Raw genomic sequence first — 25,059 nt, 5'->3', positions numbered from 1 at the left:
CAGACAAAATGGCAGTCGCTCAGGCGTTTGGTAAAGCCGCTAAACGCTACGATGTGCATGCCGCGTTTCAACGTGATGTTGGGCAGCGTTTATTGGATAAAATGCCTCAAGACTTAACGGGCAAAACGGTCTTAGACTTGGGCTGTGGTACTGGCTATTTTTCTGAGCTATTACGCCAAAGAGGGGCAAACCTTATTTGCGCTGATCTTTCGGTAGAGATGTTGGCTCAAGCCAAAAAACGATGTGGTGATGACGGGGTGGTATATTTTCAAGCTGACGCTGAATACTTGCCTTTTAAAGCCCATAGCATTGATTATGTTTTCTCTAGTTTAGCCTTGCAGTGGTGTGATGACTTATCAAAGCCGTTAGATGAAATACGCCGTGTGCTTAAGACGTCAGGAGTGGCGTATTTTTCTACGTTGCTTGATGGCTCGCTGTTTGAGCTTAAACAAGCGTGGATGAAAATTGATACATATCAACACGTCAATGATTTCATTACCTTCAATCAGGTAAAAATTGCGTTAGCGCAATCTCACTGTCATCAGTATCAATTAGACTTGCCCTCGATCACAGTTTGGTATGACAAAGCATTTTCTTTAATGAAAGATCTCAAAGGTATTGGTGCGAATCACGTAAGTGGACGCTCACCAGGCCTAAAGAGTCGATACATTTTGCTCCAAGTGGAACAGGCATACCAAGCATTTCAAAACCATCAAGGTCTTCTACCTGCAACTTATCAGGTTTGTTTAGGGGTTATACATCGATGATTGATGCATTTTTTATTGCGGGTACGGACACCGACGTTGGAAAAACAGTCGCTTCAAAAGCGGTATTACAAGCATTAGCCGCCAAGGACTTAGCGACTATTGGTTACAAACCGGTTGCCGCAGGCAGCGATAAAACAGAATTTGGTTTTCGTAATTCAGATGCATTGCATTTGATGAAAGCGGCGACTAAAGAAATGGCATATGGGGATGTGAACCCATATGCTCTTGAGTTACCTGCATCACCGCATATCGCGGCAAAGCATGAAAACCTCGAGATTGACTATGCACTTCTGAGTGAAAAACTAGCCAAGCACAAAGCACATGCGGATATCGTTTTGGTTGAAGGTGCGGGTGGCTGGCGAGTGCCAGTGTCAGACACTGACTGCCTCTCGACATGGGTTAAGCAAGAACAACTACCCGTCGTATTGGTGGTGGGTATTAAACTTGGTTGCTTGAGTCACGCATTGCTCACGGTTGAAAGTATCAAAGCTGACGGTTTGAATTTAGTCGGATGGATAGCAAACCGAGTCAACCCAGGGACAGAGCATTACGCTGATATTATTGAGATGTTGCAAGGGCGTATCGACGCTCCTAAGCTGGGTGAAATTCCTTATGTACCAAGTGCTAAACGTCAAGATCTTGGTAAGTACATTAATGTCGAGCCGTTGCTATCTAAATAAACAGGTAATACAAAAGGGCTGCAGATTCGCAGCCCTTTGTTTTTAATCTTCTTATTATTTTTCTTGCGACAATCCCATCAAAGCCTGGTAAGTGTCGGTAATGTGTTGCTGCACAGTTGAAGCACTGCCAAGTCCCAATTGTTGCTTAGCTTCTTCTTCTGAAATACCTAGGTGGCAGCACAGTAAATCAATCGCCATTTGATAGTTGTTAGTTTCAGCCATGATGAATTCCTTATGCATGGGGGAAATCAAGATTCTGCCAGCAATGTAGTCGTTTTAATCTCTGCGCTCAATACGACCAAAGTCTTAATGAAAACAAAATCTTTGTCGTAACTTGCCCACTCTTATTTCTATACTTGATATCAATAAGGTTGGTAGTATTTATCGGGCGAATGAGTTGGACATTAAATGTTTCAATTTATCACTTAACCTTGTTTTCCAAATCCTAGACTATATATGTATGAAAAACGGCTGAGGTGAATGTTAGCGTCGCTGACTGTCTGAGCCACATAATAAGCGTTCCATTCGGAGAAAAGTAATGAAGCGAGTCATGTTATTTCTAGCGACCAACCTTGCGGTGGTGCTGGTTCTTAGCGTTGTGTTAAATATTGTTTATGCTGTCACAGGTATGCAGCCTGGAAGCCTATCTGGCTTACTCATCATGGCGGCCGTGTTTGGTTTCGGTGGTTCATTCATTTCATTATTGATGTCAAAGAGCATGGCATTACGTTCTGTTGGCGGAATGGTGATTGAGAGCCCACGTAATGAAACAGAACATTGGTTGCTTGCAACCGTAAGTCGTCAAGCCTCACAAGCGGGTATTGGTATGCCGACGGTTGCGATTTATGACTCACCAGATATTAACGCTTTTGCAACGGGGGCAAAGCGTGATGACTCGCTGGTGGCGGTTTCAACAGGCTTATTGCATAGCATGACGCGAGATGAAGCTGAAGCGGTATTGGCCCATGAAGTTAGCCACATTGCTAATGGTGACATGGTAACCATGACGCTAATGCAAGGTGTCGTGAATACCTTTGTGATTTTCTTGTCACGTTTTATTGCTAATATTGTTGCTTCTCGTGATTCAGAGGAAGGCGAAGGTGGCAGCAATATGATGATTTATTTCGGGGTATCGATGGTTTTAGAGCTAGTCTTTGGTTTCCTAGCAAGCTTTATTACCATGTGGTACAGCCGTCATCGTGAGTTTCATGCTGATGCCGGTGCTGCAAGCCTCGTGGGTAAGCACAAAATGATCGCGGCGTTGGAGCGTTTGAAAATGGGTCAGGAGTCGCAGTTAGAAGGCTCAATGATGGCATTTGGAATTAACGGTAAGCGTTCAATGACCGAGTTGTTGATGAGCCACCCACCGCTTGATAAGCGTATTGCAGCGCTACGAAACTCTTAATAGTTAGTGTAATCAACGAATAATGATAAAGGCCAATGTTTCGACGTTGGCCTTTTTTATGCCTATCCCAAAGCATTACCGATAAGTAACAGTTTGGTTTTTAAATGATATTTTTGATCTAATTCGCAATTGTTTACGTATTTACCGAACAGAAGCTCAGTTATACAAAGTATTTTTTGTATAACTTTGCAGGTTGTACTATTTTGTACATGTTATCTTTTTGTATAACTTTTGAGGTGTAAGACAAATGGATGTTCAGTCGGTCAGTGAGGTTTATCAGAAACTCAATAAAGCGAATCTTCATTTACTTGATGAGGTCTATCACAATGATGTTGTGTTTGAAGATGCTGCTCATCGCCTTGAAGGTAAGGTTTCGCTTTCCGAATATTTCAATAACCTTTACCAAAATGTGACTCGTTGTGATTTTATCATCCATGAGCAGCAACAAATGGGAAATTCTGGTTTTCTCACATGGACTATGGCCTTGCAGCACCCCAAGTTAGGAAAAGGCTCTCTTATTCATGTTCAAGGAATGAGTCATCTAAAATTTCAAGATGGCAAAGTGATTTACCATCGAGACTATTTTGATCTTGGAGAAATGCTTTACGAAAACTTACCACTACTCGGAAGTGTTATTCGTGCGGTAAAACAGAGGCTAGGGCAATGAACGCGGTATTGATTACAGGGGCGACGTCAGGAATTGGTTATCAACTTGCCGTTGATTATGCCAAAGATGGGTGGCAGGTCATTGCTTGTGGACGCAATCACCAAACATTACAAGCGCTACAACATGCTCATCCGCAACAAATTTTCCCATTAGCGTTTGATATTACCGATGCAGCTCAGACCAAAACAGTATTGGATGACTTACCCTTTGTACCTTCGCTATGGGTGTTAAACGCCGGAGACTGTGAGTATATAGACGATGGCAAGATGGATGCAGCATTGTTTGCTAGAGTCATTAACATCAATGTTATTGGTTTAGCTAACTGTATTGAAGGTCTTCAGCATCACTTAGTCCAAGGTCACCGCCTTGCCATTGTCGGTTCTATCGCGAGTGAAATCGCGCTACCGAGAGCAGAGGCGTATGGTGCTTCCAAAGCCGCTGTGAGTTATTTAGCTCGAACTTTAGCACTAGATTGGCAGGCTAAAGGTATCGCTGTCAGCACAATATTTCCCGGTTTCGTTTCAACCCCATTGACCGATAAAAACACATTTTCTATGCCGATGATGGTTTCCACTGAATATGCGTCTCAGGCGATTCGCCAAGGTTTAGCGAAAGGCAAATCCAACATCTATTTTCCGGCGCGTTTTACGTCAATTTTGCGCGTCATCGGTTCATTGCCATATGCATGGCAAGGTAAGTTAGTCTCGGCATTATTGAATCGTTCTTAATGGGCCGTAACAAAGGAGTTTAGTTATGAAAATAGCCATTATTGGTACAGGAATTTCAGGATTAACCTGCGGCTACCATTTATATCAACAACACGATGTCACCCTGTTTGAGGCAAACCACTATATTGGTGGCCATACCGCAACGGTTGATGTTGAGGTAGAAGGTCAGCATTACGCGATAGACACTGGTTTTATTGTTTACAATGACAGAACCTATCCTAATTTTATTCAGATGATGAACGACATTGGAGTGCAAGGCCTACCGACTCAAATGAGTTTTAGTGTGCGCAATGATGATAATGGTCTGGAATATAATGGGCACACGGCAACAAGCTTATTCGCGCAAAAGCGTAATTGGGTTAATCCTAAGTTCTATCGCTTTATTTTTGAGATAATCCGCTTCAATGGTCTGGCTAAAGAGCAAGCTGAAAATGCGCACCAATCGATGCAAACCTTGGGCGATTTTCTTAATCAATATCAGTTTTCTGACTATTTTTGTGAGAACTATATCCTGCCTATGGGCGCGGCAATTTGGTCGTCGTCATTAGCGGATATGCGTGCATTTCCATTGAGCTTCTTCTTACGTTTCTTCCTTAATCATGGTTTATTGGACATCACTAATCGCCCACAGTGGTATGTGATTGCAGGCGGATCTCGTGCTTATATTGATCCGCTTACCCAAGGTTTTAAAGATAAAATTCGCCTTGATAGTCCAGTCACTTTGGTAAATCGCACGCCATCAGGTGTTGAGATTACGGTTAATGGCAGCGTTGAACTGTTCGACCACGTTATTTTTGCTTGTCACAGTGATCAAGCATTGTGTCTGTTGGCGCAGCCATCTGAAGCCGAACTGTCAGTGCTAGGGGCAATGCAGTACCAAGCTAATGAGGTTGTTTTACATACCGATGCAAACCTATTGCCGAAGCGCAAGGCCGCATGGGCTTCTTGGAATTACTGGTTGGATGGCAGTGAAGGTGAAGAATCCCGTTTGCCGGCACTGACGTACAACATGAACATCTTACAACATATTGATAGTAAACATACTTTTTGTGTTTCATTAAATAGTACCAATCGGATTGAGCCGAGCAAAATACTGCGCCAATTTACGTATCATCACCCCGTTTTCACTACCGAGTCGATAGCAGCACAACAGAGAAAAGCCGAAGTAAGCGGTGTCAATAACACGTGGTACTGTGGGGCCTATTGGCATAACGGATTCCATGAAGATGGCGTAAAAAGTGCGTTAGATGTTGTTACTAAGCTTGAATCGCAAATCGCTCAAATCAAGGGTGCCGCATAACGATGGTGATGGAAGATGAAGCTATGCAAAGTCGCTTAATGGTGGGAACGGTTCGCCATCGACGCTTTACCCCTGTGGAGCATGCGCTCAATTACCCGTTATTTATGGCTTGTATTGATCTCGATGAGTTGCCACAACTGACTAAAAACGTCTGGGGTTTTGGTGATAAGTGGTGGCATTGGGCACGATTTCATCGTCAAGACTATTTGGGAAGCGGTGAGTTAAAGCAAAGCGTGCAAGATAAAGTCTTTGAGCTCACCGGTGAAAGAGTCAGCGGTAGAGTGCTGGCGGTTTGTCATCTTCGTTATTTAGGAATTTATTTCAGTCCAGTCAATTTCTACTATCTTTATGATAATGACGGTGAGTGGCGTTACTTATTGGCAGAAGTGAGTAATACCCCATGGAATGAACGTCATTATTACGCAATTCAAGCAGAGGCCGGTGAGCAAGATTGCAATTGGCAGCATGAGAAAGCCTTCCATGTCTCACCGTTTAACCCGATAGAGCAGCAATACGTATGGAAACTGAAGCCATTAACCTCTTCATTAATGGTGCATTTAGAGTGTCATCGCAATGGGAAGGAATTCGATGCAACGCTGGCGATGAAAGAGCAAAGCTTTAATTCAAAAAATTTACTTAAGTTATTGATCAAAACACCGGTAATGGCAGTAAAAGTCACCATAGGCATTTATTGGCATGCTTTAAAACTTTGGCTGAAAGGGGCACCTTTTTATTCTCACCCACCGTCAGTTGAAGTCAATCAGCCATCCGCATCTGAAACGTCATCAAAACAGAAAGAACAATAAGGAGAACGCTCAATGCAGAATTCAGGATCTTTAGAGTTGCCCAAGCAACTGACGAGTTTGCAAAAGAGTGCACGCAGTATCACTTTAAAATGTCTGCAGCGTTTAGAAGTTGGAACACTGACTATCATTGAATCGTTTACTGATGGTTCAGTGACAGCAAGAGAAACATTCGGTACGCCAAGAGAGGGTGAACCGAATGCTAGCATTGAAGTTCGAGATCCTCACTTTTATGCTCGCCTGTTAAAGGGAGGCAGTATTGCTGCTGGTGAAGCGTATATGGATGGTTGGTGGGAGAGTCCAAACTTGACCACACTGATGGAATTAATGGCGAGAAACCTTTCCGCATTGGATGGCATTGAAGCGAAAAGCAGTATCTTCACAAAGTTGCTCTATAAAATAACCCATTGGTTTAACCGCAACTCGATTGATAAAGCGCGGGAAAACATCCACGCCCACTACGATTTGGGAAATGCGCTTTATCACACCTTTCTTGATGAAAAAATGCTTTATTCCAGCGCGTTATTTTTATCAAAGGATGACAGCTTAGAGCAAGCGCAGATCAATAAGATGGAACGACTTTGCCAACAATTGCAACTGACTAGCCGTGATCATGTGATTGAAATTGGTACCGGCTGGGGGGCTATGGCTATTTACATGGCCAAGACCTACGGTTGCCGTGTGACAACAACCACAATTTCTGATGAACAGCACCAATATGCCGCGCAGCAGGTTGCTTTGAGTGGTTTAGAGAATCAAATTACGTTACTCAAACAAGACTACCGCCTGCTAGAAGGTCAATACGATAAGCTGGTCTCTATCGAAATGATTGAAGCGGTCGGTAAAGAGTATTTGCCTTCTTATATTAAAAAATGTCAGTCGCTACTCAAACCGCAAGGTTTAATGGCAATTCAAGCGATCACCATCACTGATCAACGTTACGACTATTACAGTAACAACGTCGACTTTATCCAAAAATACATCTTCCCGGGAGGGTTCTTGCCATCGGTAACCGTGCTTGCACAAGCGGCGACCAAACACAGTGACTTGGTGATGCGTGATCTATTCGACATTGGTTTAGATTATGCAAGAACCTTAGAGGAGTGGCGTAAGCGGTTTGACGCCGCAGAGCAACAAGTTCGACAATTGGGTTACGATGAAAAATTTATTCGCATGTGGCGCTACTATTTTTGTTACTGCGAAGGTGGCTTTCTGGCGAAAAGCATTAGTACGGTGCACATGACACTGCAAAGGCCGCTATGATGAAAAAATTGTGGTTAGTATCGGTTTGGTTTCAAATCCTTTGGCTGGTCGCTGTGCTAGGAACATACGCATGGCAGTGGGTCACGGTTTGTCTGGTACTGGCCACTTTTATCTATACCGTCATCAAGCAGCCTATCGCCTTAGAAAGAGTGATCATCTTGGCCTTTATCGGTATAGCGATTGATTTGTTGAATATGGAGTTCGACGTTATCGTATTCCCAACTTCTCAGTTTCCAATATGGCTAATGGCGCTATGGTTCGCGTTTTCTTGGTACGCCTATTATATCGTTCAATATGTGAACCGTTTCCCTTCTGCACTCGTATCAATGATTGGAGGCATTTCCGGTTGCCTCTGTTACTGGGCAGCACAAAGACTTGGCTCTGCTCAATTTGGATTGCCGACATTAGCAGTTTTGCTGATTCTGTGGCTCGAATGGACAATGATTTGCGCATTGATGCTAAGGATATTCAGAAATGTTCAACTTAAAAACAAAGAGTTATCTACTCGCCATCACTCTGCAATGCACAATCACAAGCGCTAGTGCTGCGACTTCTCAAGCATCCACAGCAAGTTGGAATTCGTGGCCAGTTGTTGGCCAAGCCACTCTTTCTTGGCTGTGGCTAGACATTTATTCTTCACAATTGCGTTCTCCGCTCGGTGTCTATCAGCAGTCTGACGATGTATCTCCACACCCTATTGCCCTCGAAATCCGTTATCAAAGAGCTATTAGCCAACCACAACTGCTTAAAGCCACAGCCGAGCAATGGACAAAACTAGGGTACTCAGACAGCCAGGTACAAGGCTGGATAACGCAGCTACAAACCATTTTTCCCGATGTTTCGGATGGTCAACGTCTGGTCTATATCTCGGATGGGCGGTTAGGACAATTTGTTTTCATACCCGTTACAGGCGCAGAGCAAAGGATTGGTGAAATTGATGATGAAGCACTCAATGACGCATTTTTATCCATTTGGTTATCTCCGAACAGTGAATATCCGAAGCTTCGAAGTCAGCTGATAGGAATGAATCGATGAAACAACTAAAGAGCACTTTGTGTGTAATACTCCTTTTGCTAGCTGGCTGTTCGGCAGATTTAGACGATTACCGCAATCAGACACCAACATTTAATCTATTTGAGTATTTCTCGGGGACCACTTTAGCTTGGGGAATGGTGCAGGATTACACCGGTCAGCAAACTCGACGTTTTGAGGTCAAAATTCAAGGGCAAGTTGAGGGCGATACCTTAACCTTGATAGAGGATTTCGTGTTTGATGATGGTGAAAATAGTCAGCGCATCTGGACGATTAAGCGTACCGATACGAATCAATACGTTGGCAACGCAGATGATATTATCGGTCAAGCCAAAGGCAGCGAGCAAGGTAACGCATTGCAATGGCAATATGATTTCGCGCTGCCATATGGTGATTCAACGGTGACAGTGAGCTTTGATGATTGGCTATACCGCCAGGATGAAAAGCGCGTGTTTAATTTAACCAAGATTAAAAAGTTTGGCATCGAAGTGGGCACGTTAACCCTGTTTTTTGAAAAGCAATAAGGCTCCACTCGGAGCCTTATGGTTAGCTTAGCCTGAAAATATTACCTAGCTCGTTGCGGATTGCTCTTAGAACCTGGGCGTGACATCTGGTTATTTCCGCCTCGCTTGCCGGCACTGTTCTTGTTGTTTGCCACGCTAGCAGAGCGCGGTTTGCTTGATGACGTAGCACTTTCCTTACGTGGATTTAGCGCATCAAAACCAGGTTGAGTTTTAGTGTGTTTAGTGGCAAAACGGTTTGCACCGTGACGACCTGATTTACGGCGTTGCGCAGGTGTACGCGCATCAAGGTCTTCAGCTGGTACAAGGCAGTTAGGTCTGTCACCAATCAAGTGTTTTTTACCCATGTTAATCAACGCTTCACGAATGATTGGCCAGTTTAGTGGGTCATGGTAGCGTAATAATGCTTTATGCAAGCGGCGCTGACGTTCACCTTTCGCCACTGGCACCTCTTCACGTTTTTTATACTTCACACGTTTCAGCGGGTTAGTTTCTGAATAATACATCGCCGTCGCGTTACACATAGGTGATGGGTAGAAGTTCTGAACTTGGTCACATTCGAAGTTATTAGACTTGAGCCATAACGCCAAGTTCAGCATATCTTCATCTTCAGTGCCCGGATGAGCGGAGATAAAGTAAGGGATCAAATACTGTTTCTTACCTGCTTCAGCGCTGTATTTTTCAAACATCTCTTTAAAGCGATCATAAGTGCCCATACCCGGCTTCATCATCAGATCAAGCGGGTTCTTTTCGGTGTGTTCTGGAGCGATTTTTAGATAGCCACCCACGTGGTGCGTTACTAGCTCACGAACATATTCTGGTGATTCAATGGCCAAGTCATAGCGCACACCAGAAGCAATCATCACTTTTTTGATGCCTTTTACTTTACGTGCTTCGCGATATAAATCGATAGTGTGTTTGTGGTCGGTATTAAGCTTGTTACAGATCCCCGGGAAGACACAAGACGGTCGGCGACAGTTCATCTCAGCTTTGGGATCACTACAACCTAAACGGTACATGTTTGCAGTCGGTCCACCTAAATCCGAAATTGTTCCAGTAAAGCCGGGCACTTTATCACGTATCTCTTCCATTTCATTCAAAATTGATTCTTTAGAACGGTTTTGGATAATACGCCCTTCATGTTCGGTAATAGAACAGAATGAACAGCCGCCAAAACAGCCACGCATGATATTGACCGAGGTTTTGATCATATCGTACGCCGGAATTTTCGCCTTTCCGTACATAGGGTGAGGTACGCGGGCATAGGTTAAACCAAAGACATAATCCATTTCATCAGTTGTGAGTGGAATAGGCGCTTGGTTAACCCATAGTTCACGGTCGCCATGGCGCTGAATCAATGCGCGACCTGAATATGGATTGGTTTCTAAATGCAGCACACGGCTGGCGTGGGCATAAAGAATGCGGTCATTATTGAGTTTTTCAAATGCCGGTATGCGTACCGCTGTCGTGGCAGCATCATGACGAGAAGGACGAATGGTGATTGGTTTTGCTTCGGTTTCTTTTTCTTGATTAGTTTCGCATTGTGTTTCCACCGCGTATGGGTTGACTGGTACAAATGCTTTGCCCGGTTTTTCAATACGCGATGAATCAATAATGGTGTAATTTTCTGGTGCGGACGCAAGGTTAACCGCTGTACCACGAATATTAGTCATGCTAGTGATATTCTCGCCATCGGCAAGGCGGTGCGCAACTTCAACTAACGCACGTTCTGCATTACCAAACAGCAAAATATCAGCTTTGGCGTCAAATAAGACCGAACGGCGTACTTTATCTGACCAGTAATCATAATGCGCAACGCGTCGTAAGCTTGCTTCAATACCACCGAGTACAATAGGGACTTCTTTGTAAGCTTCGCGGCAGCGCTGCGAATAAACAAGCGTTGCTCGGTCTGGACGTTTACCACCTTCATTATTGGGTGTGTAAGCATCGTCATGACGTAATTTTTTGTCAGAGGTATAACGGTTGATCATCGAGTCCATGTTGCCGGCGGTGATACCAAAAAATAGATTTGGTTTCCCCAGAGCCATAAAAGCGTCTTTGTTGTGCCATTGTGGTTGTGCAATGATACCGACACGGAAGCCCTGCGCTTCCAAAAGACGACCAATGATCGCCATACCAAAACTTGGATGATCAACGTATGCGTCACCAGTGACGATTACAATGTCACAGCTGTCCCATCCTAGGGCATCCATCTCTTTTCTACTGGTTGGCAAGAATGGTGCAATTCCAAAACACTCGGCCCAGTATTTTTTATATTGATGAATAGGAGTGATGTTGCTGTGCATATTTTGACCTCTGATTTATGAGCCGGGCATTATAGCGATTAAGATCAAGAGTAGCCAGTTCTACCTACTTCACATTCGAAAAGCCTAAAATATGAGATTATATGAATAATAACGTTCTATACCCTTCCTACTTGAAGCTGCAGCGGTGTTTGCTACATTCGCTCACCCCAATCACATAGTTTATCTATGCTCATGGGGATGAACTCACTTGCCGCCTACCTGCAACTTCAAGTTGTTTGGGTATATACTTGTCATTAAGTGGCAGAGTTTATTATGGAAAATAGCAAATGCAGAAAGGATATAGACCGTGATAGAAGGTAGTTTACAGAATAGACAAATGTGGTGGTCTTTCAACATTAACACCTCAGATTTTGATTGTGATAAACACATGTTTACCACTCTTTTCCCTGATGATTCAGCACCACAAAAGGTCAACGATATTTTGAGCTATATGACGCAAGATATCGCTGCCCATGCCAAAGAACTCTTTACTAACGTATTGAAAACAGGGAAAAGTGAGCAGTTCTCTTGTTGCCTAGTCACCCAGTCTTATGCATTTTGCTTTGTCAGTTTTTCTGTATCCCTTGAGCAGCGGGGTGTACTAAGTGGACTGATGACCGTCTTGTTATGTGAGAAAACGCGAGTCAGCGTGGCGGGGTTATTCCAAAGTATTATCAATAACCAACACCATGGTATTGTGATCTCTGACAGCCAAACACGTATTTTGGCTTGTAACACTTTATTTGAAAAACAAACTGGTTATTTGCAGCAAGAGTTGCTCGGTTGTAAAACCAATATTTTTAATGCTGGAAAACACTCGCCAAGTTTTTTTAAACAAATGTGGAGTGATATTGAAACCAAAGGTTATTGGAATGGTGTGGTTTTAAACCGCCATGCAAAAGGTCACGCATCACCGCGAGAACTCACGGTTCAGAAAATACAGCTAGAAAATGGGGATAGCTATTATCTCGGTTTAACGTTGGATGTTTCACAAAAAAGAGAAGTAACGGCGCAAGTCAAAATTGATGAGGTCGATGTCCACACCCAGTTACCTACTAAGAGCAAGCTAATCTCTCTACTCGATCAAATCTGCGAAGTGGGTAATCATAATCGTTTAATTATTTTGATGGCCTTAAACCCTACTTTTGAGGGGGATTCCGCCTATTCTGATCGCAAATTATTTTCAGATATGCTGATCAGAAGTGCGACCGCACGTATTTCAGGCTACTTAGGCGCTGATATTTTTGGTGTCTGTTTAGCAACAACCTGTGAAGGAAATAGTAATCAAAGTGCTCTGATTTCGTCAGAAATTAAAGCGTTCATCTATGAAATTAAACATGAGATGTCACCGCAGATATTTAAGATGATTTCAAGGTGTCGAATTGGGGTCTCTGTTTTTGGGCAAGATGCAAATAACCCAAGAAATATGGTTTCACATGCGATACAAGCAATGTTAGAGATGCATGGTGGTCAGGGTAAATCGGTTAATTTCTATCAAAGTAGTATTCATGAACAGCTTCAACGACGAAAAGCGTTGGAGGATTTAGTGACCAAAAAAATAGCGACGGGCGATATTGCCGTTTATTTCCAAGCGATTGTCGATACCAAAACACTCAAGATAGCTAAATTTGAAGCGTTGTGCCGTTTCACTAATGAAGCTGGTGAACTGGTCGACACTCAAGAAATGATCACCATTGCTGAAGAGCTGAACATCATTCCTCAGCTTGATAAACAAGTGGCTTTTATCTCTCTGCGAAGTTTGGCTACTTTACAAAAAATATTTGGTTCAGAGACAGGAATTACCATCAATCGATCTTTGAATACATCGCTAAGCTCAGATGTAATACTAAACAACACCGCAGCTATTATTAAAAGTAGTGGTTGTAACCCCAAACACATCACGATTGAATTGACGGAAAGTGCCTATTTTTCGAGCCAGGAAACGGGCGGGAAATCTTATGACGCAATGAATGAATTGCGTAAGTTAGGTGTATCTGTTGCGATTGATGACTTTGGTACGGGTTACTCTTCCTTCACTTATTTAAGTGATCGTCAATTCGATTTATTAAAAATTGATAAGGAATTTGTGACGGATATTGCAGTTGGTACTCGTAAGTACAGTATTGTCAAAATGGTTACAGACCTTTCTCATACTCTAGGTGTTAAGGTGGTTGCCGAGGGGGTGGAAACCGAACAAGAAATGAAAGTGTTAAGAATGCTCGGTGTTGACTACTTGCAAGGGTATTTATTTTCTAAACCGTTACCATTAGAAAATATTGCTCATGCGAATCGTTACAAAGCACATTTGAATGTGGTTAATACAACTGAAGATGAAAGCGATAGGGCCAATACATTATTGCTCTTGGTTCGCTCAAACGTGCCTAGGCTAGACCCTGGTGATTCCATTTTCTTAGCTAATCAGTACGTTCAAGCAACGGAGCTCAACTCATTGCCTGTTATCAATAATGGGCAGTGTGTCGGCTTAGTGCATAAATCCGCATTGAATTTACACTTGAGTCCATCAATGGGCACGGAACTTGAAAATGCAAAAGAAAGTGTTATTTGGAAGCGCCCTGTCAATCAGCTAATGAGCACAACCTTCACTCAATTAGATGTTATGACGGAACTATCAACGGTGACTCACCTAATTAAGAAAAAAATCCCTTTTCCTTGGGTGCTTGTACGAGAGGGAAGATATGTAGGAATAATAACGGCAGATGATGTTTTGATGCATCTGAGTACGAACTGACTTCTAGTCAGCTGAATAAATTTGCTATCATCGCGCCCAGACACATTTTAATGGCCATATAGCATGATTCAATCGTTACTTTCTGTTTTTGCTCCGATGTTACTGGGTGCACAAATTATCTTGACTCTCGTATTAGTTAGAGGGGAGATTTGTCCGGGGCAACGTGGGCGTATTCACCGCTTATTGCCAGCGATTGGCGTTTTGTGGCTCGCGGTGGCTTCTCTTAAAATTGAAGCGTTCATGGTCGTATTTGCCATTTTCTATTTTTACTCTCAAGTACAAACCAAGAAAACACGTGATGAAGGCCCATTATGGGTACTTTACCTAGCTAACGGGTTGTCATTAGCTTATGTTGCCATTCTGGTGTCTGAGCAGGCGAATTGGCCAGCATCCGTTGCCAATGTGATATTAGTGGGTTTACTTGGGTCATGTTTTTCTCATCTACTGTTGACGATTGCACGTACGCGTCTGCAAGCATTTCACCGACTACTTCCTATCATCGGCATTTTATGTGCGATGGGGGTTGCACTTTGTGTTGTACCGAAAGCTTATGGCTTAGATGATCAAGCGTTAACACAAGCGACATTGGCTTTGCTAACCAGTTTTGGTTTGATGATCGCAGGAATTATCGCCTGGTGTTGGCATATTTTATTTTCAAAAAGTGCAGAAAAAATCCAGCTAGGTATTGCCCTACTGTTTATGTTAGCGGCAAGCACAAGTTTCCAAGGTTTATTTATTCTCTAGATATTGGTCACTTTTTGCAGATGATTTTGCGACTAGGCTTTCATTACCTCGTTGGTAAAGGAGCTTGTGATGGACCTAAGTAACGTCAGCCGCTTTGATAGTGTTATTTTACTGGGCATTGTGAATGAAAAACTGCGCTTAGAGTGCGACAGCTTTGAAGAACTTGCCAGTATGTACGAAATGGATGTGGAAGGTGTTATTGGTAAACTAGATGTCTTAGGTTACCAATACGATCCACTGACTAACCAATTCAAATCCTATCCCCGTTAATATTTTTGTTTAACTATCAAGCCATCTTGATGCCATCAAGGTGGCTTTTGCATTGTTGTCGAGCGGTGACGAAAAAAGCTTGCAGATAATGTTTATCCTTTTCGCTATGACGGGTGGCTGCAAATAACCGCCTCCATAAACCGTTACCTAATGGCTTACTGGTGATCAGTCCTTGCCTAGAAAATTCACTGATTGCCCAATTAGGCAGTGCGGCTACCCCTAAACCTGCAGATACCATTTGTACCAACATCAATGTGTTATCAGCTTGTTTCCATTTTGCCGGCTCAATGCCTGCGGGTTGCAGAAAGTGTTTTACGACATCCAAGCGGTTTTTTTGGACCGGATAAGTCAACATGGTTTGCGAGGCTAAATCGTTAGGTTCGATGATCGTTTTTTCTGCAAGAGGGTGAGCGGTTGAGGTGATAAGACGCATTTCAAAGTCGAATAGAGGCTCGTAGTGGACTTCGGAGCGAGGCAAAATATCGGAAGTTATGACAAGATCAAGTTCTCCTGCTAGCAAAGCGGGTAAGGGTTCAAAACCGAAGCCGGATGAAAAGTCTAACGTGACACTTGGCCAAGCCAATTGATATTCCTTTAATGCTGGCATTAACCACTGGAAGCAAGAGTGACACTCAATTGCCATGTGCAAACGCCCATTTACGTCTTCTTTCAGACTCGCTAAGTCATTTTCAGCTCTTGCCATTCTGGGTAAAATTTCATCGGCAAGCTTGAGTAAAATTTCTCCCTCTGAGGTGAATTTTACAGGACGAGTTTTGCGTAAAAACAACTGCCCGCCAATTCTTGCCTCTAAATCTTTAATTTGATGTGAAAGCGCTGATTGTGTTAAGTGGAGAGACGTTGCGGTCGAGGTCAATGAACCCGAATCTCTTAGCGAAGCTAACGTTCGCAAATGCTTAAGTTCGATCATCGTGACTATTTCCTCATTATCTCTTGAAATAGATGGCTTTAATTGCACTAACTTACGCTGTATGTAGGGAGCTGTAAACATCTAGATGGCTATTTATTTTGAGGTAACCTAACGTTGTCGAAAACAACATGAATTTATTTAATGAACATGTTGAATAATTGGATGTTGTTCGCTTGCCCATTCAAGTGGATAGTTTAGCCATCTGGACTTCTTAATTATCAAGATAAAAGTTCAACACTACCAACAGAATAAGGGCTAGGAAGATGACGACAACCACACACATTTTAGGTTATCCGCGTATTGGTGAAAAACGTGAACTCAAGTTTGCGCTTGAAAAATATTGGCGTGGAGAAAGCACGCAAGATCAATTAAAACAAGTGGGTAGCACCATTCGTCAGCACAATTGGGCTCTACAGCAGCAAGCTGGGCTTAGTTTTACAACAGTAGGGGATTTTGCTTGGTATGATCATGTGCTCACCACCACATTGCTACTCGGACATGTTCCTAAGCGCCACAATAATGGTTTTCCTGATTTAGACACTTTGTTTCGCGTTGGCCGTGGTCAATCGCAAGCAAGCTGTGGCTGTGCTGGTAGTGCAGCCTCAGATATGACCAAGTGGTTTAATACGAATTACCACTACATTGTGCCCGAATTTAGCCAAGATGATACGTTTAGTGTCAGTTGGCCACAGTTATTTGAAGAAACCAATCAAGCGTTGAAGGCCGGGCATCAAGTGAAACCGGTGCTGCTTGGTCCACTTAGTTATCTTTATCTAGGTAAAGAAATAGAAGAAGGGTTTGATCGCCTCACTTTATTACCTCGTTTGTTAACCGCATACCAAACCATTCTTGCCAAGTTAGCTAAACAAGGCGTTGAATGGGTGCAAATCGACGAACCGATTTTATCGTTAGAGTTAGAAAAAGAGTGGCAAGATGCACTAAAACTGGCTTACCAAGTGATCAATGGTGATGTGAAATTGTTATTAACTACCTATTTTGATTCGGTGGTTGATACGCTTGATAAGATTGTTGAGCTGCCGGTTCACGGCTTACATATCGACCTTTCCGCCGCTCCAGAACAGCTTGAAGCTGTAGTCGAAAAGTTGCCAAGTGATTGGGTACTCTCGTTGGGGGTCGTAAATGGGCGAAATGTGTGGCGAGCCAATCTTGCTGCGTTATTAGCTCGTTTACAGCCGGTGAAAAATCAGTTGGGTGAGCGATTATGGATTGCTAGTTCATGCTCACTACTGCATAGCCCGATAGATTTAGATCTTGAGCAAAGTTTATCAACTGAGGTTCAAAGTTGGTTCGCATTTGCTAAGCAAAAAGTGACGGAAGTGGCTTTATTGGGCAAGGCATTAGATGGCGATCCAGCCGCTATTTTATCTTGTGATACCTATAGTTTGCCGATTGTAGCGCGTCAGAGTGCAACTCATGTGAATAAACCTCAGGTCCAAGCTCGCGTAAATAGTATTACTTCTGCATTGTCGGAGCGAAGCGCACCTTATGTAGAGCGTGCGCATCACCAAGCGGAAGTTCTTGGTTTGCCATTTTTGCCAACAACAACGATAGGTTCTTTTCCTCAAACAGCGGAAATTCGCACCCAACGTAGTGCTTATCGGCAAGGTCAACTTTCTGAAAGCGAATATGTAGCGGCATTAAAAGGCCACATTGCCGATGCTGTAAAACGCCAAGAGGCATTAGATTTAGACGTATTGGTGCACGGTGAAGCTGAACGTAACGATATGGTGGAATATTTTGCTGAAAATCTTGCGGGCTTTCAAACCACTCAGTTTGGGTGGGTTCAAAGTTACGGTTCTCGTTGTGTTAAACCAGCCATCGTGGTGACAGATATAGAGCGAGAGAAGCCAATAACCGTTAAGTGGTCAACTTATGCTCAGTCGCTAACGTCTAAACAGATGAAAGGCATGCTAACAGGGCCAGTAACGATCTTGTGCTGGACATTCCCTCGTGAAGATATTTCTCGTAAGGAAATTACTCAACAGTTGGCGTTTGCGTTGCGTGATGAAGTCGCAGATTTACAACAGGCAGGCATTAATATAATCCAAATTGATGAACCTGCTATTCGAGAAGGTTTGCCGTTGAAAAAGCGTGACCATGAGGCGTATTTACAATGGGCGGTGGAGGCCTTTAAAATCTCAGCCGCCAGTGCGAAACCAGAGACACAGATACACACTCATATGTGCTACAGCGAATTTAATGAAATTATTGACTCTGTAGCAGCATTGGATGCCGATGTGATTACTATTGAGACATCGCGTTCTAATATGGAACTGCTGAAAGCGTTTGAAGAATTCAATTACCCGAATGAAATAGGACCAGGAGTGTACGATATTCACTCTCCGAATATCCCATCACAGCAATGGATTGAAGGTTTAGTCCGAAAAGCGGCCGAGAAGATCCCAGCGGAGCGTCTGTGGGTTAATCCAGATTGTGGTTTGAAGACACGTAACTGGCCTGAGACTGAAGCAGCGTTGACCAATTTAGTTCTGGCAGCCAAAGCACTACGTAAAGAGCTAACCTTCGACTGATAGGTTCTTTGATCTAATTAAGGCCTCAGATGAGGCCTTATACAATAAGAGTGCAGTTAAATAATCTCTATTGGACAGTACAGCTTTCTTTAGTCACTAACTGGTCGATCATCAACTGACCACGATTATTACGGATTTTAATACGGTAAGTTAAACCGATATCAAGGTTTGACTTTGTTAAAGAGTCAGAGCAGTAGGCACTAATACTCGTTTTCAATACTTGATCAATAGGTTTAGCACCTTGGTGATCAGCATTATAAATCATCATAATTTCTACAGTGCTGCCTTTTGAATTTGCTCTCATAACCGAAAGAGGACCGAATTCTAAAGGTAATTCACTACTGATGGCACTGGCTCGGTTACTTGCTAACAATTCTAGGTGTTCTTGTTGGTCAGCATTTGAGCTACAGCCAGCCATTAACGCAATAATAGCGACGACAAAGGCGAATTTTTTCATTTTAAAACACTTTCTTAAACGGCTTAACGATAACGTGTTGGTAAACACCAGCCTCAACATAGGGATCAGCGTCAGCCCATGCTTGCGCTTGCTGTAAAGACGTAAAATCAGCGATAACGGTTGAGCCAGTAAACCCTGCTTCTCCGGGATTATCAGAATCAATGGCAGGCATAGGTCCAGCTGTAAGCAAACGGCCTTCATTTTGCAGTTTTTGTAAGCGCTCCAAATGTTGCGGTCGGACACTCATGCGTTTTTCCAAAGAGTTTTCCACGTCTTGTGAGAAGATGACGTACCACATATTGATGTCCTTATTGATTGATTTTTAAGTCGAAGCCTTAATGTACTCAAACCGATAGAGATTGAAAGTAATCAAACTCAATTTTTTGATCAGCTACCCGGGTTAATAGCTCGTGGACGTCCATTTGCATCGATGGCGACATAGTTAAAAGTGGCTTCACACACTTGGAATCGATCGCCGACACTATCTTGCTTGATAGGTTTCACCCACACTTCAAGGTTTACTGACATCGACGTTCGTCCAATTTTCGTGCATTCGCCGTAGCAGCAGACAACATCACCGACTTTTACTGGTTTTTTAAAGGTAATGCTGGATACAGAAACTGTGACCACCCGTCCACTCGATATCTCTTTAGCTAGAATGGCGCCAGCCAAATCAAGCTGAGACATGATCCATCCGCCAAAAATATCACCATTAGCATTTGTATCTGCTGGCATTGCAAGGGTGCGCAGCAATAGTTGACCTCTAGGAGCGTTATTTTCCTGATTCATTTTTAGACATCCGCAACAAACGAAACAGCGACCAAATGGTCGCTGTGAAATGACTGTCGATTATAGCGAAACAAGACATGATTTACACCCTCAGAGTCCTCGGATGAGTAGTTAGCTGTCCTTAGATTGATTGGTTTCTGTCGCTTTATCTTCTTTAGGTAAATGTTTATAAATAAACACCCCAGTGAGTAGAGTGTAGGCAAACGTTGCGGCCAGTAAACCGAATACCTTGAAGTTTACCCAGACCTCTAAAGGCAATCGGTACGCGATATAGATATTTAAAACAGCACAGACGCAGAAAAACAGTACCCAAGCCCAATTAATTTTTGCCCACACATGGTCAGGTAAAGATAATTCTTTGCCAAGCATCCCTTTAATGGCGGACTTGCCCATAATGTGGGTGATAGTGAGACCTAAGGCAAAGACAACGTAGACAATGGTGACTTTCCATTTAATGAAGTTATCATCGTGTAGGAATATCGTCATCCCACCAAATACAGCCACCATCAAAAAGGTGATGAGTTGCATTTTTTCTACTTTCTTATAGAGCGCATAAGTCAGGGCAATTTGTACCGCACTAGCGACAATCAATGCACCTGTCGCTACGTAAATATCGTACATTTTAAATAGAGCAAAAAAGATAATCAGTGGAATAAAATCAATAAGTTGTTTCATCAGTATGAACACTTTGGTTGGAATGTTGATGACAGTCTAACGAAAAGTACGCTATAGCTAAATAGGAAGAGGCAATTCGACACAAATTACCTTTCCCAACCGCTAGGTTCCACTAGTTGTGAGATGCCATGTTTCATATCTTCTAAATAACCTTCGCTTTTAAGGTTAGCGACCGTAATTATAAGTTCTTCATTTGTCATTGAAAAACAAGAATCTTTACCTGTAATCAAGCCAAGATATTGATGGTACTCGACTTCATTAAAATGACCAATACGGTCAATCATCAGTTCTTTGATTCCATAGTGAATTAAACTGTAATAAGCATTTCTATGTATATCCATTACTCAGACTCCAAGTCCATCCTTCACTCTTGTTAAAAATCACATACTTTGCATTTTTGAAACTGCAGCGGTCTTGGCATTGGCTATGTCCGCTCACCCCAATCACACCGTTTATCTATGTTCATTGGAATGAGCTTACTTGCCGCCGACCTGAAACTTCAAGTTATTTAGGTATAAACACATGAAGGGGAAAATCTGTTTTTTGCAATATTAATGCCAATGATGTACTCGTCCATTACATGAATCTACAACTTAACTTTAGGCGTACATGATGTGATTTTGCAAATTGCAATGCAAAATAATCACATACAAGCAACCATACTTAAGCTATGTATATACTTCCTATTTGAAGTTGCAGCGACGTTGGCAGCGTAGCTTACCTCAATCACATCGTTTATCTCTGCTTAAGGGGATTCACTTACTTGCCGTTTACCTGCAATTCTAAGTTGTTTAGACATAGGGAGGCTCCATGCTTGGGATTCGCTGTGTATCTATAAACGGCGGCTTGTAACTCCGCTTTAGTCGTTGGTTTCACCAATCTCCCATCCATTAGTTTATCGATTAAACTTAAGTCGTATTCAGAAGACTCTCCGGAAAGGGCAATAATGGGTATGGATGGCTTTAGTTGCTTAATTCGCCTACTTGCATCAAAACCATTCATTTTAGGCATTTGAATATCCATTAATATTAAATCTATGTGACTATTTGAAAAATGGTTAATAGCAGATTCTCCATTATGAGCTTGGATAACATTCATGCCAAGCTGTTCTAAATAAACTTTGACTAACGCTCTTTGAACTGGCTGGTCATCAACAACTAATATGGTTTTCTTGATGGGTGTGATGTCATCTACATTGAATATTTCCACACGATCTTTGATAGTATCTAAATCTTGTGTAGTTAGTGTTGATAAGCAAAAAGGGTACTGTTTATTAGTAATATTTACAGTAGGAAAATAAAGTTTAAATTCCGTGAACTCACCTGGAATGGAATGACATTCTATACGTCCACTAAAGGTTTCCATCACACGCCTACAGTAGCTTAATCCTAACCCACTACCGCCACTTTTATTGTATGTGAAAAAATCATCAAATATTTTTTGACTTATACTGGCATCTATACCTGGCCCAGTGTCTCTAAATATGGCACAATTTTCTTGTTGGCCGGTATCAATGATAATATCCACTTTACTATTAGGATGAGAGTCAAAATAGTAAGTTGCATTTCTTATTAAATTGAAAAGAACAAAGCTAAACATTGTATCATTCAAATTAACTAAAAAATCCTGATTGTTATGAAAAACAACTCGTTGACGAATAGCATCATTTTCAAAACAGTATCGGCTTAGAGCTTGTGAAATAACGTAAGATATTCGATAAAAAGATGTTGATTCTTGTTTCGTAGATGAATTTCGTACTTCATGTAATATAATGTCAATTATTTGCCTTCCGTTTAGTATGGCTGTTTTCCCCTTATTTATTGAATCGAACAATTCTGAGGCTGGTTGATTAGCATCAATTTTATTTTTCAAATCTTCAAATTGAAGCTGAACCATAGCTAATGGGGTTCGCATTTCATGGGCAATGGAGTGGGCAAGTGATTGATACTGGGTTATTTTTCTATGAGCATTGATATAACCTTGAACTCTACTAATGAGAAATTGTAGAGCCTTTATTTCTTCACTTGAGAACAGCGAACCATCAGTTTTATACTGAGATACCAATAAATGTGAAACTTTATAATCTTGATCAAAAAGAGGCAAGATTAAAGCAGTATTGTTTGAGCCCATTCTCTTTTGTAATTCATGTAATTTTTCTGTCAGTACCAAATCATCACTTATTTCATCTGCGATTAATATCGAACGATGAGTAGAAAGGTATTCAGAGTAGCTACCATTATTATAATCATTGGTGACTAGTTGTAGTTTTTCTTTAGGAATGTCGAGGAGTTTTGCTAATTTTTTAATGGATTCTTCTACGGAGTTTTGGAATTCTTTTTCAAGATTTAAAATTTTATCAATAGGTGTAACCGTTGACCCATAAACCAGTTTGGATGAAGCCATCTTCATTAATTTATGAATGTTATTCCAAATTGCTACAGAGAAAATGAACCATACTGTTGCGAGTATGCAGATCATTTCGATTGAAATTTTCGACGCAAAGGTAATTATGAAAATAAATGGCACGGTATAAGCTATAATAAGCCCGCATGTTAGTGTTAATCCATATAGAATATATCGATAACTATAAAACCTAACAGTAAGTAAAGCATAACCAAAAAAAAATATTTCACTGACTGATAGCGCTGGTGGGAGCCAAGTGAGTGAAAAATCGTTAAGTAAATAAGTAAAGCCAATATTTAGAACTGCTGTGGAAATCATAAAAATGACTATACCACAAAGCATATAATTCATTTTGGTCTTACCAAGCCTATTCGTTGCTTTTCTTAAATGTAATAGATTACTAAAAGTCATATAAACTATTAAGATAAATCCAGCAAAAAAACTGCTAGTGTAGGGGCCAAATTTGATTATGAAATCACTTGGAGCAACTATATCGATAGATTTGATTACTAACCCTGGTACGATATTGACAACGTAAGCATGTGATGAAACAACAGCTAGCAATACATACTTCCAAGCCGGAGTGGGGACTGAGGAAATGGTCGAGCGCAGACTACATGAAAATAAAAATGCAGAGCTGAAGGAGCTAAACGCAGCTAGGTTTGCTAATGTTGCTATGTATATTGCATTTCCAGGTGGATATATCATTAAAAAATTAGTGTGGAAATACGAATTCATTAGAATCCATACAAACAAACCTGATGCGTAAATAATATAAAATAAATGTGCCATTGCATACTTGTTATTTTTCCAACTATCTATTTTATTTTGTGACAAGTTTTTCCTCAGGGATATACAGAAATACAGCAGCCATGCTAGAGCAATGAGAGATGAAGATATTAAAAAAAAACCTTTTGGATACGTTATGTTCTCTAACATTACAAGTTCCTGTAGTTACTTTTTCTCTTATTTTTAATGACAATTTTTTTGTAATTTTTAAACGATGTATTGTTAAGCTCAGTTTTTAAATTGGGGATAATCCAAAAACCTTTGTATGTATTTCTTCCGGTGTCATTTAAGTTTTTATAACTACTACTAAGATAGCCATTAAGTTCTAATTCTTGATAAAAATTCATCAACCAAGGCTGTTCTATTATGACGTAAGCCATATAGAACCCCCTTTCATCTAATTCTCTTATAAGGTGTTTTTGTGTAAGGAATAAATAAAATATACATTCATGGACGGTTCCACTTACACTAAGCCTAATAACCTCACAAATATGATTTTTTTTTAGAATTTTTTCATCGAAATATTTTTCGAATGAATGAATAGAATCTAATTTTGGTATACAACTAGTCTTGAAAACTTTGGTAAGAAGGGGGCTATTTATAATACTACCATGAATACATGGCTGCCAACCTTCATTGGTGAAAAAAGGAGAAAAGGAAAGCCAAGCATGACGTTCATTCCATAATTGAATTCTAGCGGAACCAACAATCGTGGAAATAGACTCGTTAGTTTTTGTTAGTAGTATAAAGTGCCTTCCTGTAGACGATATCGTCAAACTTTCGAGCATTTCATACCAACCTTTATCTGCAATGAAAGTTGAAAGATTCATTAATAATATAGCATCGGACAATGACATGGGCTGTGTATGATGCAGAGTGTAGTATAGCTTTTGAGATAATTGTATATTCTCAACTATCTTAGAGTGATACGCTTCTTCCAATAATGGTAATTTTTTATGCTTATTATCTTCATTCTCTGGATATTTAGATTTAATCTTATATATTTCAAATTCACACCAGAACTGAGCTATGTTCAGAAACTCTCGATGAATTATTTTTTCTAATAAATGATATTCTTTAGGCCAATCAGGAACTTCATGAGTAAGAGATTGTTTATAAGCGGGAGATTTTATGCAACCTGCAATATTTAACTTTTCAGTAGTTGGATCAATTTTTTTTGTTATGGCGAGTCTGCAATTTAATAACTCATAGCAAATGGAGGGTGATATGT

At 41.4% G+C, this 25,059-nt stretch carries 25 protein-coding genes; 15 read left to right on the top strand and 10 right to left on the bottom strand.

Annotated features, from left to right (window positions below):
- Positions 1-8: 8 nt before the first annotated feature.
- Together bioC and bioD are read left to right on the top strand one after the other, a co-directional pair.
- A complete protein-coding gene (gene bioC, locus HGG78_RS12640) occupies positions 9-767 on the top strand; it encodes a malonyl-ACP O-methyltransferase BioC (RefSeq protein ID WP_254068213.1) in 759 nt (252 codons plus the stop codon).
- Positions 764-1,447 (top strand): dethiobiotin synthase, encoded by a 684-nt coding sequence (bioD, locus tag HGG78_RS12635; protein WP_172533084.1) that lies wholly within the window; start codon positions 764-766, stop codon positions 1,445-1,447. Before bioC ends, bioD begins: the two co-directional genes overlap by 4 nt.
- A gap of 54 nt (positions 1,448-1,501) precedes the next feature.
- Here bioD and HGG78_RS12630 read toward each other — a convergent pair whose 3' ends face one another.
- Complete coding sequence (locus HGG78_RS12630) at positions 1,502-1,669, bottom strand: hypothetical protein (protein ID WP_168521717.1); 168 nt, start codon at positions 1,667-1,669, stop codon at positions 1,502-1,504.
- A gap of 316 nt (positions 1,670-1,985) precedes the next feature.
- Between HGG78_RS12630 and htpX the strand changes: the two genes are divergently transcribed.
- From htpX to HGG78_RS12585, 9 genes are all read left to right on the top strand, one after another.
- A complete protein-coding gene (htpX, locus tag HGG78_RS12625) occupies positions 1,986-2,852 on the top strand; it encodes a protease HtpX (protein WP_053309293.1) in 867 nt (288 codons plus the stop codon).
- A gap of 247 nt (positions 2,853-3,099) precedes the next feature.
- A complete protein-coding gene (locus tag HGG78_RS12620; protein ID WP_172533083.1) occupies positions 3,100-3,519 on the top strand; it encodes a nuclear transport factor 2 family protein in 420 nt (139 codons plus the stop codon).
- Entirely contained in the window at positions 3,516-4,247 is a 732-nt protein-coding gene (locus HGG78_RS12615) for an SDR family oxidoreductase (protein WP_172533082.1), read from the top strand. The genes HGG78_RS12620 and HGG78_RS12615 overlap by 4 nt, the downstream gene beginning before the upstream one ends.
- Positions 4,248-4,272: 25 nt before the next feature.
- On the top strand, positions 4,273-5,547 hold the full coding sequence (locus tag HGG78_RS12610) for an NAD(P)/FAD-dependent oxidoreductase (RefSeq protein ID WP_172533081.1): 1,275 nt from the start codon (positions 4,273-4,275) through the stop codon (positions 5,545-5,547).
- Positions 5,548-5,570: 23 nt separating this feature from the next.
- Positions 5,571-6,353: a DUF1365 domain-containing protein gene (locus tag HGG78_RS12605; RefSeq protein ID WP_172533113.1), complete on the top strand. Its 783-nt coding sequence runs from the start codon at positions 5,571-5,573 to the stop codon at positions 6,351-6,353.
- Between the two features lie 12 nt (positions 6,354-6,365).
- Entirely contained in the window at positions 6,366-7,613 is a 1,248-nt protein-coding gene (locus HGG78_RS12600; RefSeq protein WP_172533080.1) for an SAM-dependent methyltransferase, read from the top strand.
- The gene (locus tag HGG78_RS12595; RefSeq protein WP_254068212.1) at positions 7,610-8,155 is read left to right on the top strand and encodes a DUF2878 domain-containing protein; all 546 of its coding nucleotides are present in this window, start codon (positions 7,610-7,612) and stop codon (positions 8,153-8,155) included. The genes HGG78_RS12600 and HGG78_RS12595 overlap by 4 nt, the downstream gene beginning before the upstream one ends.
- Positions 8,088-8,648, top strand: a complete 561-nt coding sequence (locus HGG78_RS12590; RefSeq protein ID WP_254068211.1) for a chalcone isomerase family protein — start codon at positions 8,088-8,090, stop codon at positions 8,646-8,648. Before HGG78_RS12595 ends, HGG78_RS12590 begins: the two co-directional genes overlap by 68 nt.
- Positions 8,645-9,169: a DUF3833 domain-containing protein gene (locus HGG78_RS12585; protein ID WP_172533079.1), complete on the top strand. Its 525-nt coding sequence runs from the start codon at positions 8,645-8,647 to the stop codon at positions 9,167-9,169. The genes HGG78_RS12590 and HGG78_RS12585 overlap by 4 nt, the downstream gene beginning before the upstream one ends.
- Positions 9,170-9,210: 41 nt before the next feature.
- Here HGG78_RS12585 and HGG78_RS12580 read toward each other — a convergent pair whose 3' ends face one another.
- Complete coding sequence (locus HGG78_RS12580; protein WP_172533078.1) at positions 9,211-11,472, bottom strand: YgiQ family radical SAM protein; 2,262 nt, start codon at positions 11,470-11,472, stop codon at positions 9,211-9,213.
- A gap of 388 nt (positions 11,473-11,860) precedes the next feature.
- On the opposite strand from HGG78_RS12580, the gene HGG78_RS12575 reads away from it, so the two are divergent.
- The 3 genes from HGG78_RS12575 (at position 11,861) to HGG78_RS12565 (ending at position 15,235) form a co-directional block, all read left to right on the top strand.
- Positions 11,861-14,221 carry an EAL domain-containing protein gene (locus HGG78_RS12575; RefSeq protein ID WP_172533077.1) on the top strand — a complete coding sequence of 787 codons (2,361 nt, stop codon included), beginning with the start codon at positions 11,861-11,863 and terminating at the stop codon, positions 14,219-14,221.
- Positions 14,222-14,284: 63 nt separating this feature from the next.
- Positions 14,285-14,965, top strand: coding sequence for a hypothetical protein (locus HGG78_RS12570; RefSeq protein ID WP_053309303.1), 681 nt, complete (start codon positions 14,285-14,287; stop codon positions 14,963-14,965).
- 69 nt (positions 14,966-15,034) lie between these two features.
- Positions 15,035-15,235: a DUF4250 domain-containing protein gene (locus tag HGG78_RS12565; RefSeq protein WP_053309304.1), complete on the top strand. Its 201-nt coding sequence runs from the start codon at positions 15,035-15,037 to the stop codon at positions 15,233-15,235.
- Between the two features lie 16 nt (positions 15,236-15,251).
- Here HGG78_RS12565 and metR read toward each other — a convergent pair whose 3' ends face one another.
- The gene (gene metR / locus HGG78_RS12560; RefSeq protein WP_172533110.1) at positions 15,252-16,163 is read right to left on the bottom strand and encodes an HTH-type transcriptional regulator MetR; all 912 of its coding nucleotides are present in this window, start codon (positions 16,161-16,163) and stop codon (positions 15,252-15,254) included.
- Positions 16,164-16,426: 263 nt separating this feature from the next.
- On the opposite strand from metR, the gene metE reads away from it, so the two are divergent.
- A complete protein-coding gene (gene metE, locus HGG78_RS12555) occupies positions 16,427-18,715 on the top strand; it encodes a 5-methyltetrahydropteroyltriglutamate--homocysteine S-methyltransferase (RefSeq protein WP_172533076.1) in 2,289 nt (762 codons plus the stop codon).
- 67 nt (positions 18,716-18,782) lie between these two features.
- Here metE and HGG78_RS12550 read toward each other — a convergent pair whose 3' ends face one another.
- The 7 genes from HGG78_RS12550 to HGG78_RS12520 form a co-directional block, all read right to left on the bottom strand.
- Positions 18,783-19,172, bottom strand: a complete 390-nt coding sequence (locus HGG78_RS12550) for a GspS/AspS pilotin family protein (protein WP_053309307.1) — start codon at positions 19,170-19,172, stop codon at positions 18,783-18,785.
- 1 nt (position 19,173) lies between these two features.
- The gene (locus tag HGG78_RS12545; protein WP_053309308.1) at positions 19,174-19,470 is read right to left on the bottom strand and encodes a YciI family protein; all 297 of its coding nucleotides are present in this window, start codon (positions 19,468-19,470) and stop codon (positions 19,174-19,176) included.
- A gap of 89 nt (positions 19,471-19,559) precedes the next feature.
- Positions 19,560-19,961 (bottom strand): acyl-CoA thioester hydrolase YciA, encoded by a 402-nt coding sequence (yciA, locus tag HGG78_RS12540; RefSeq protein ID WP_053309309.1) that lies wholly within the window; start codon positions 19,959-19,961, stop codon positions 19,560-19,562.
- Positions 19,962-20,072: 111 nt separating this feature from the next.
- Positions 20,073-20,636: a septation protein A gene (locus tag HGG78_RS12535; protein WP_172533075.1), complete on the bottom strand. Its 564-nt coding sequence runs from the start codon at positions 20,634-20,636 to the stop codon at positions 20,073-20,075.
- A gap of 86 nt (positions 20,637-20,722) precedes the next feature.
- A complete protein-coding gene (locus HGG78_RS12530) occupies positions 20,723-20,977 on the bottom strand; it encodes a hypothetical protein (RefSeq protein ID WP_053309311.1) in 255 nt (84 codons plus the stop codon).
- A 418-nt stretch (positions 20,978-21,395) separates the two neighbouring features.
- On the bottom strand, positions 21,396-23,978 hold the full coding sequence (locus HGG78_RS12525; RefSeq protein WP_172533074.1) for an ATP-binding response regulator: 2,583 nt from the start codon (positions 23,976-23,978) through the stop codon (positions 21,396-21,398).
- Positions 23,978-25,059, bottom strand: a 1,082-nt coding sequence (locus HGG78_RS12520; protein WP_172533073.1) for an acyl-homoserine-lactone synthase, incomplete at its 5' end; no start/stop codon positions are given. The genes HGG78_RS12525 and HGG78_RS12520, both read right to left, overlap by 1 nt.

It is taken from the genome of Vibrio aestuarianus (assembly GCF_012395185.1).
Lineage (GTDB): Bacteria > Pseudomonadota > Gammaproteobacteria > Enterobacterales > Vibrionaceae > Vibrio > Vibrio aestuarianus.
The sequence above is the reverse complement of the archived record's forward strand: the minus strand, read 5'-3'. Positions and strand labels throughout refer to the sequence as shown.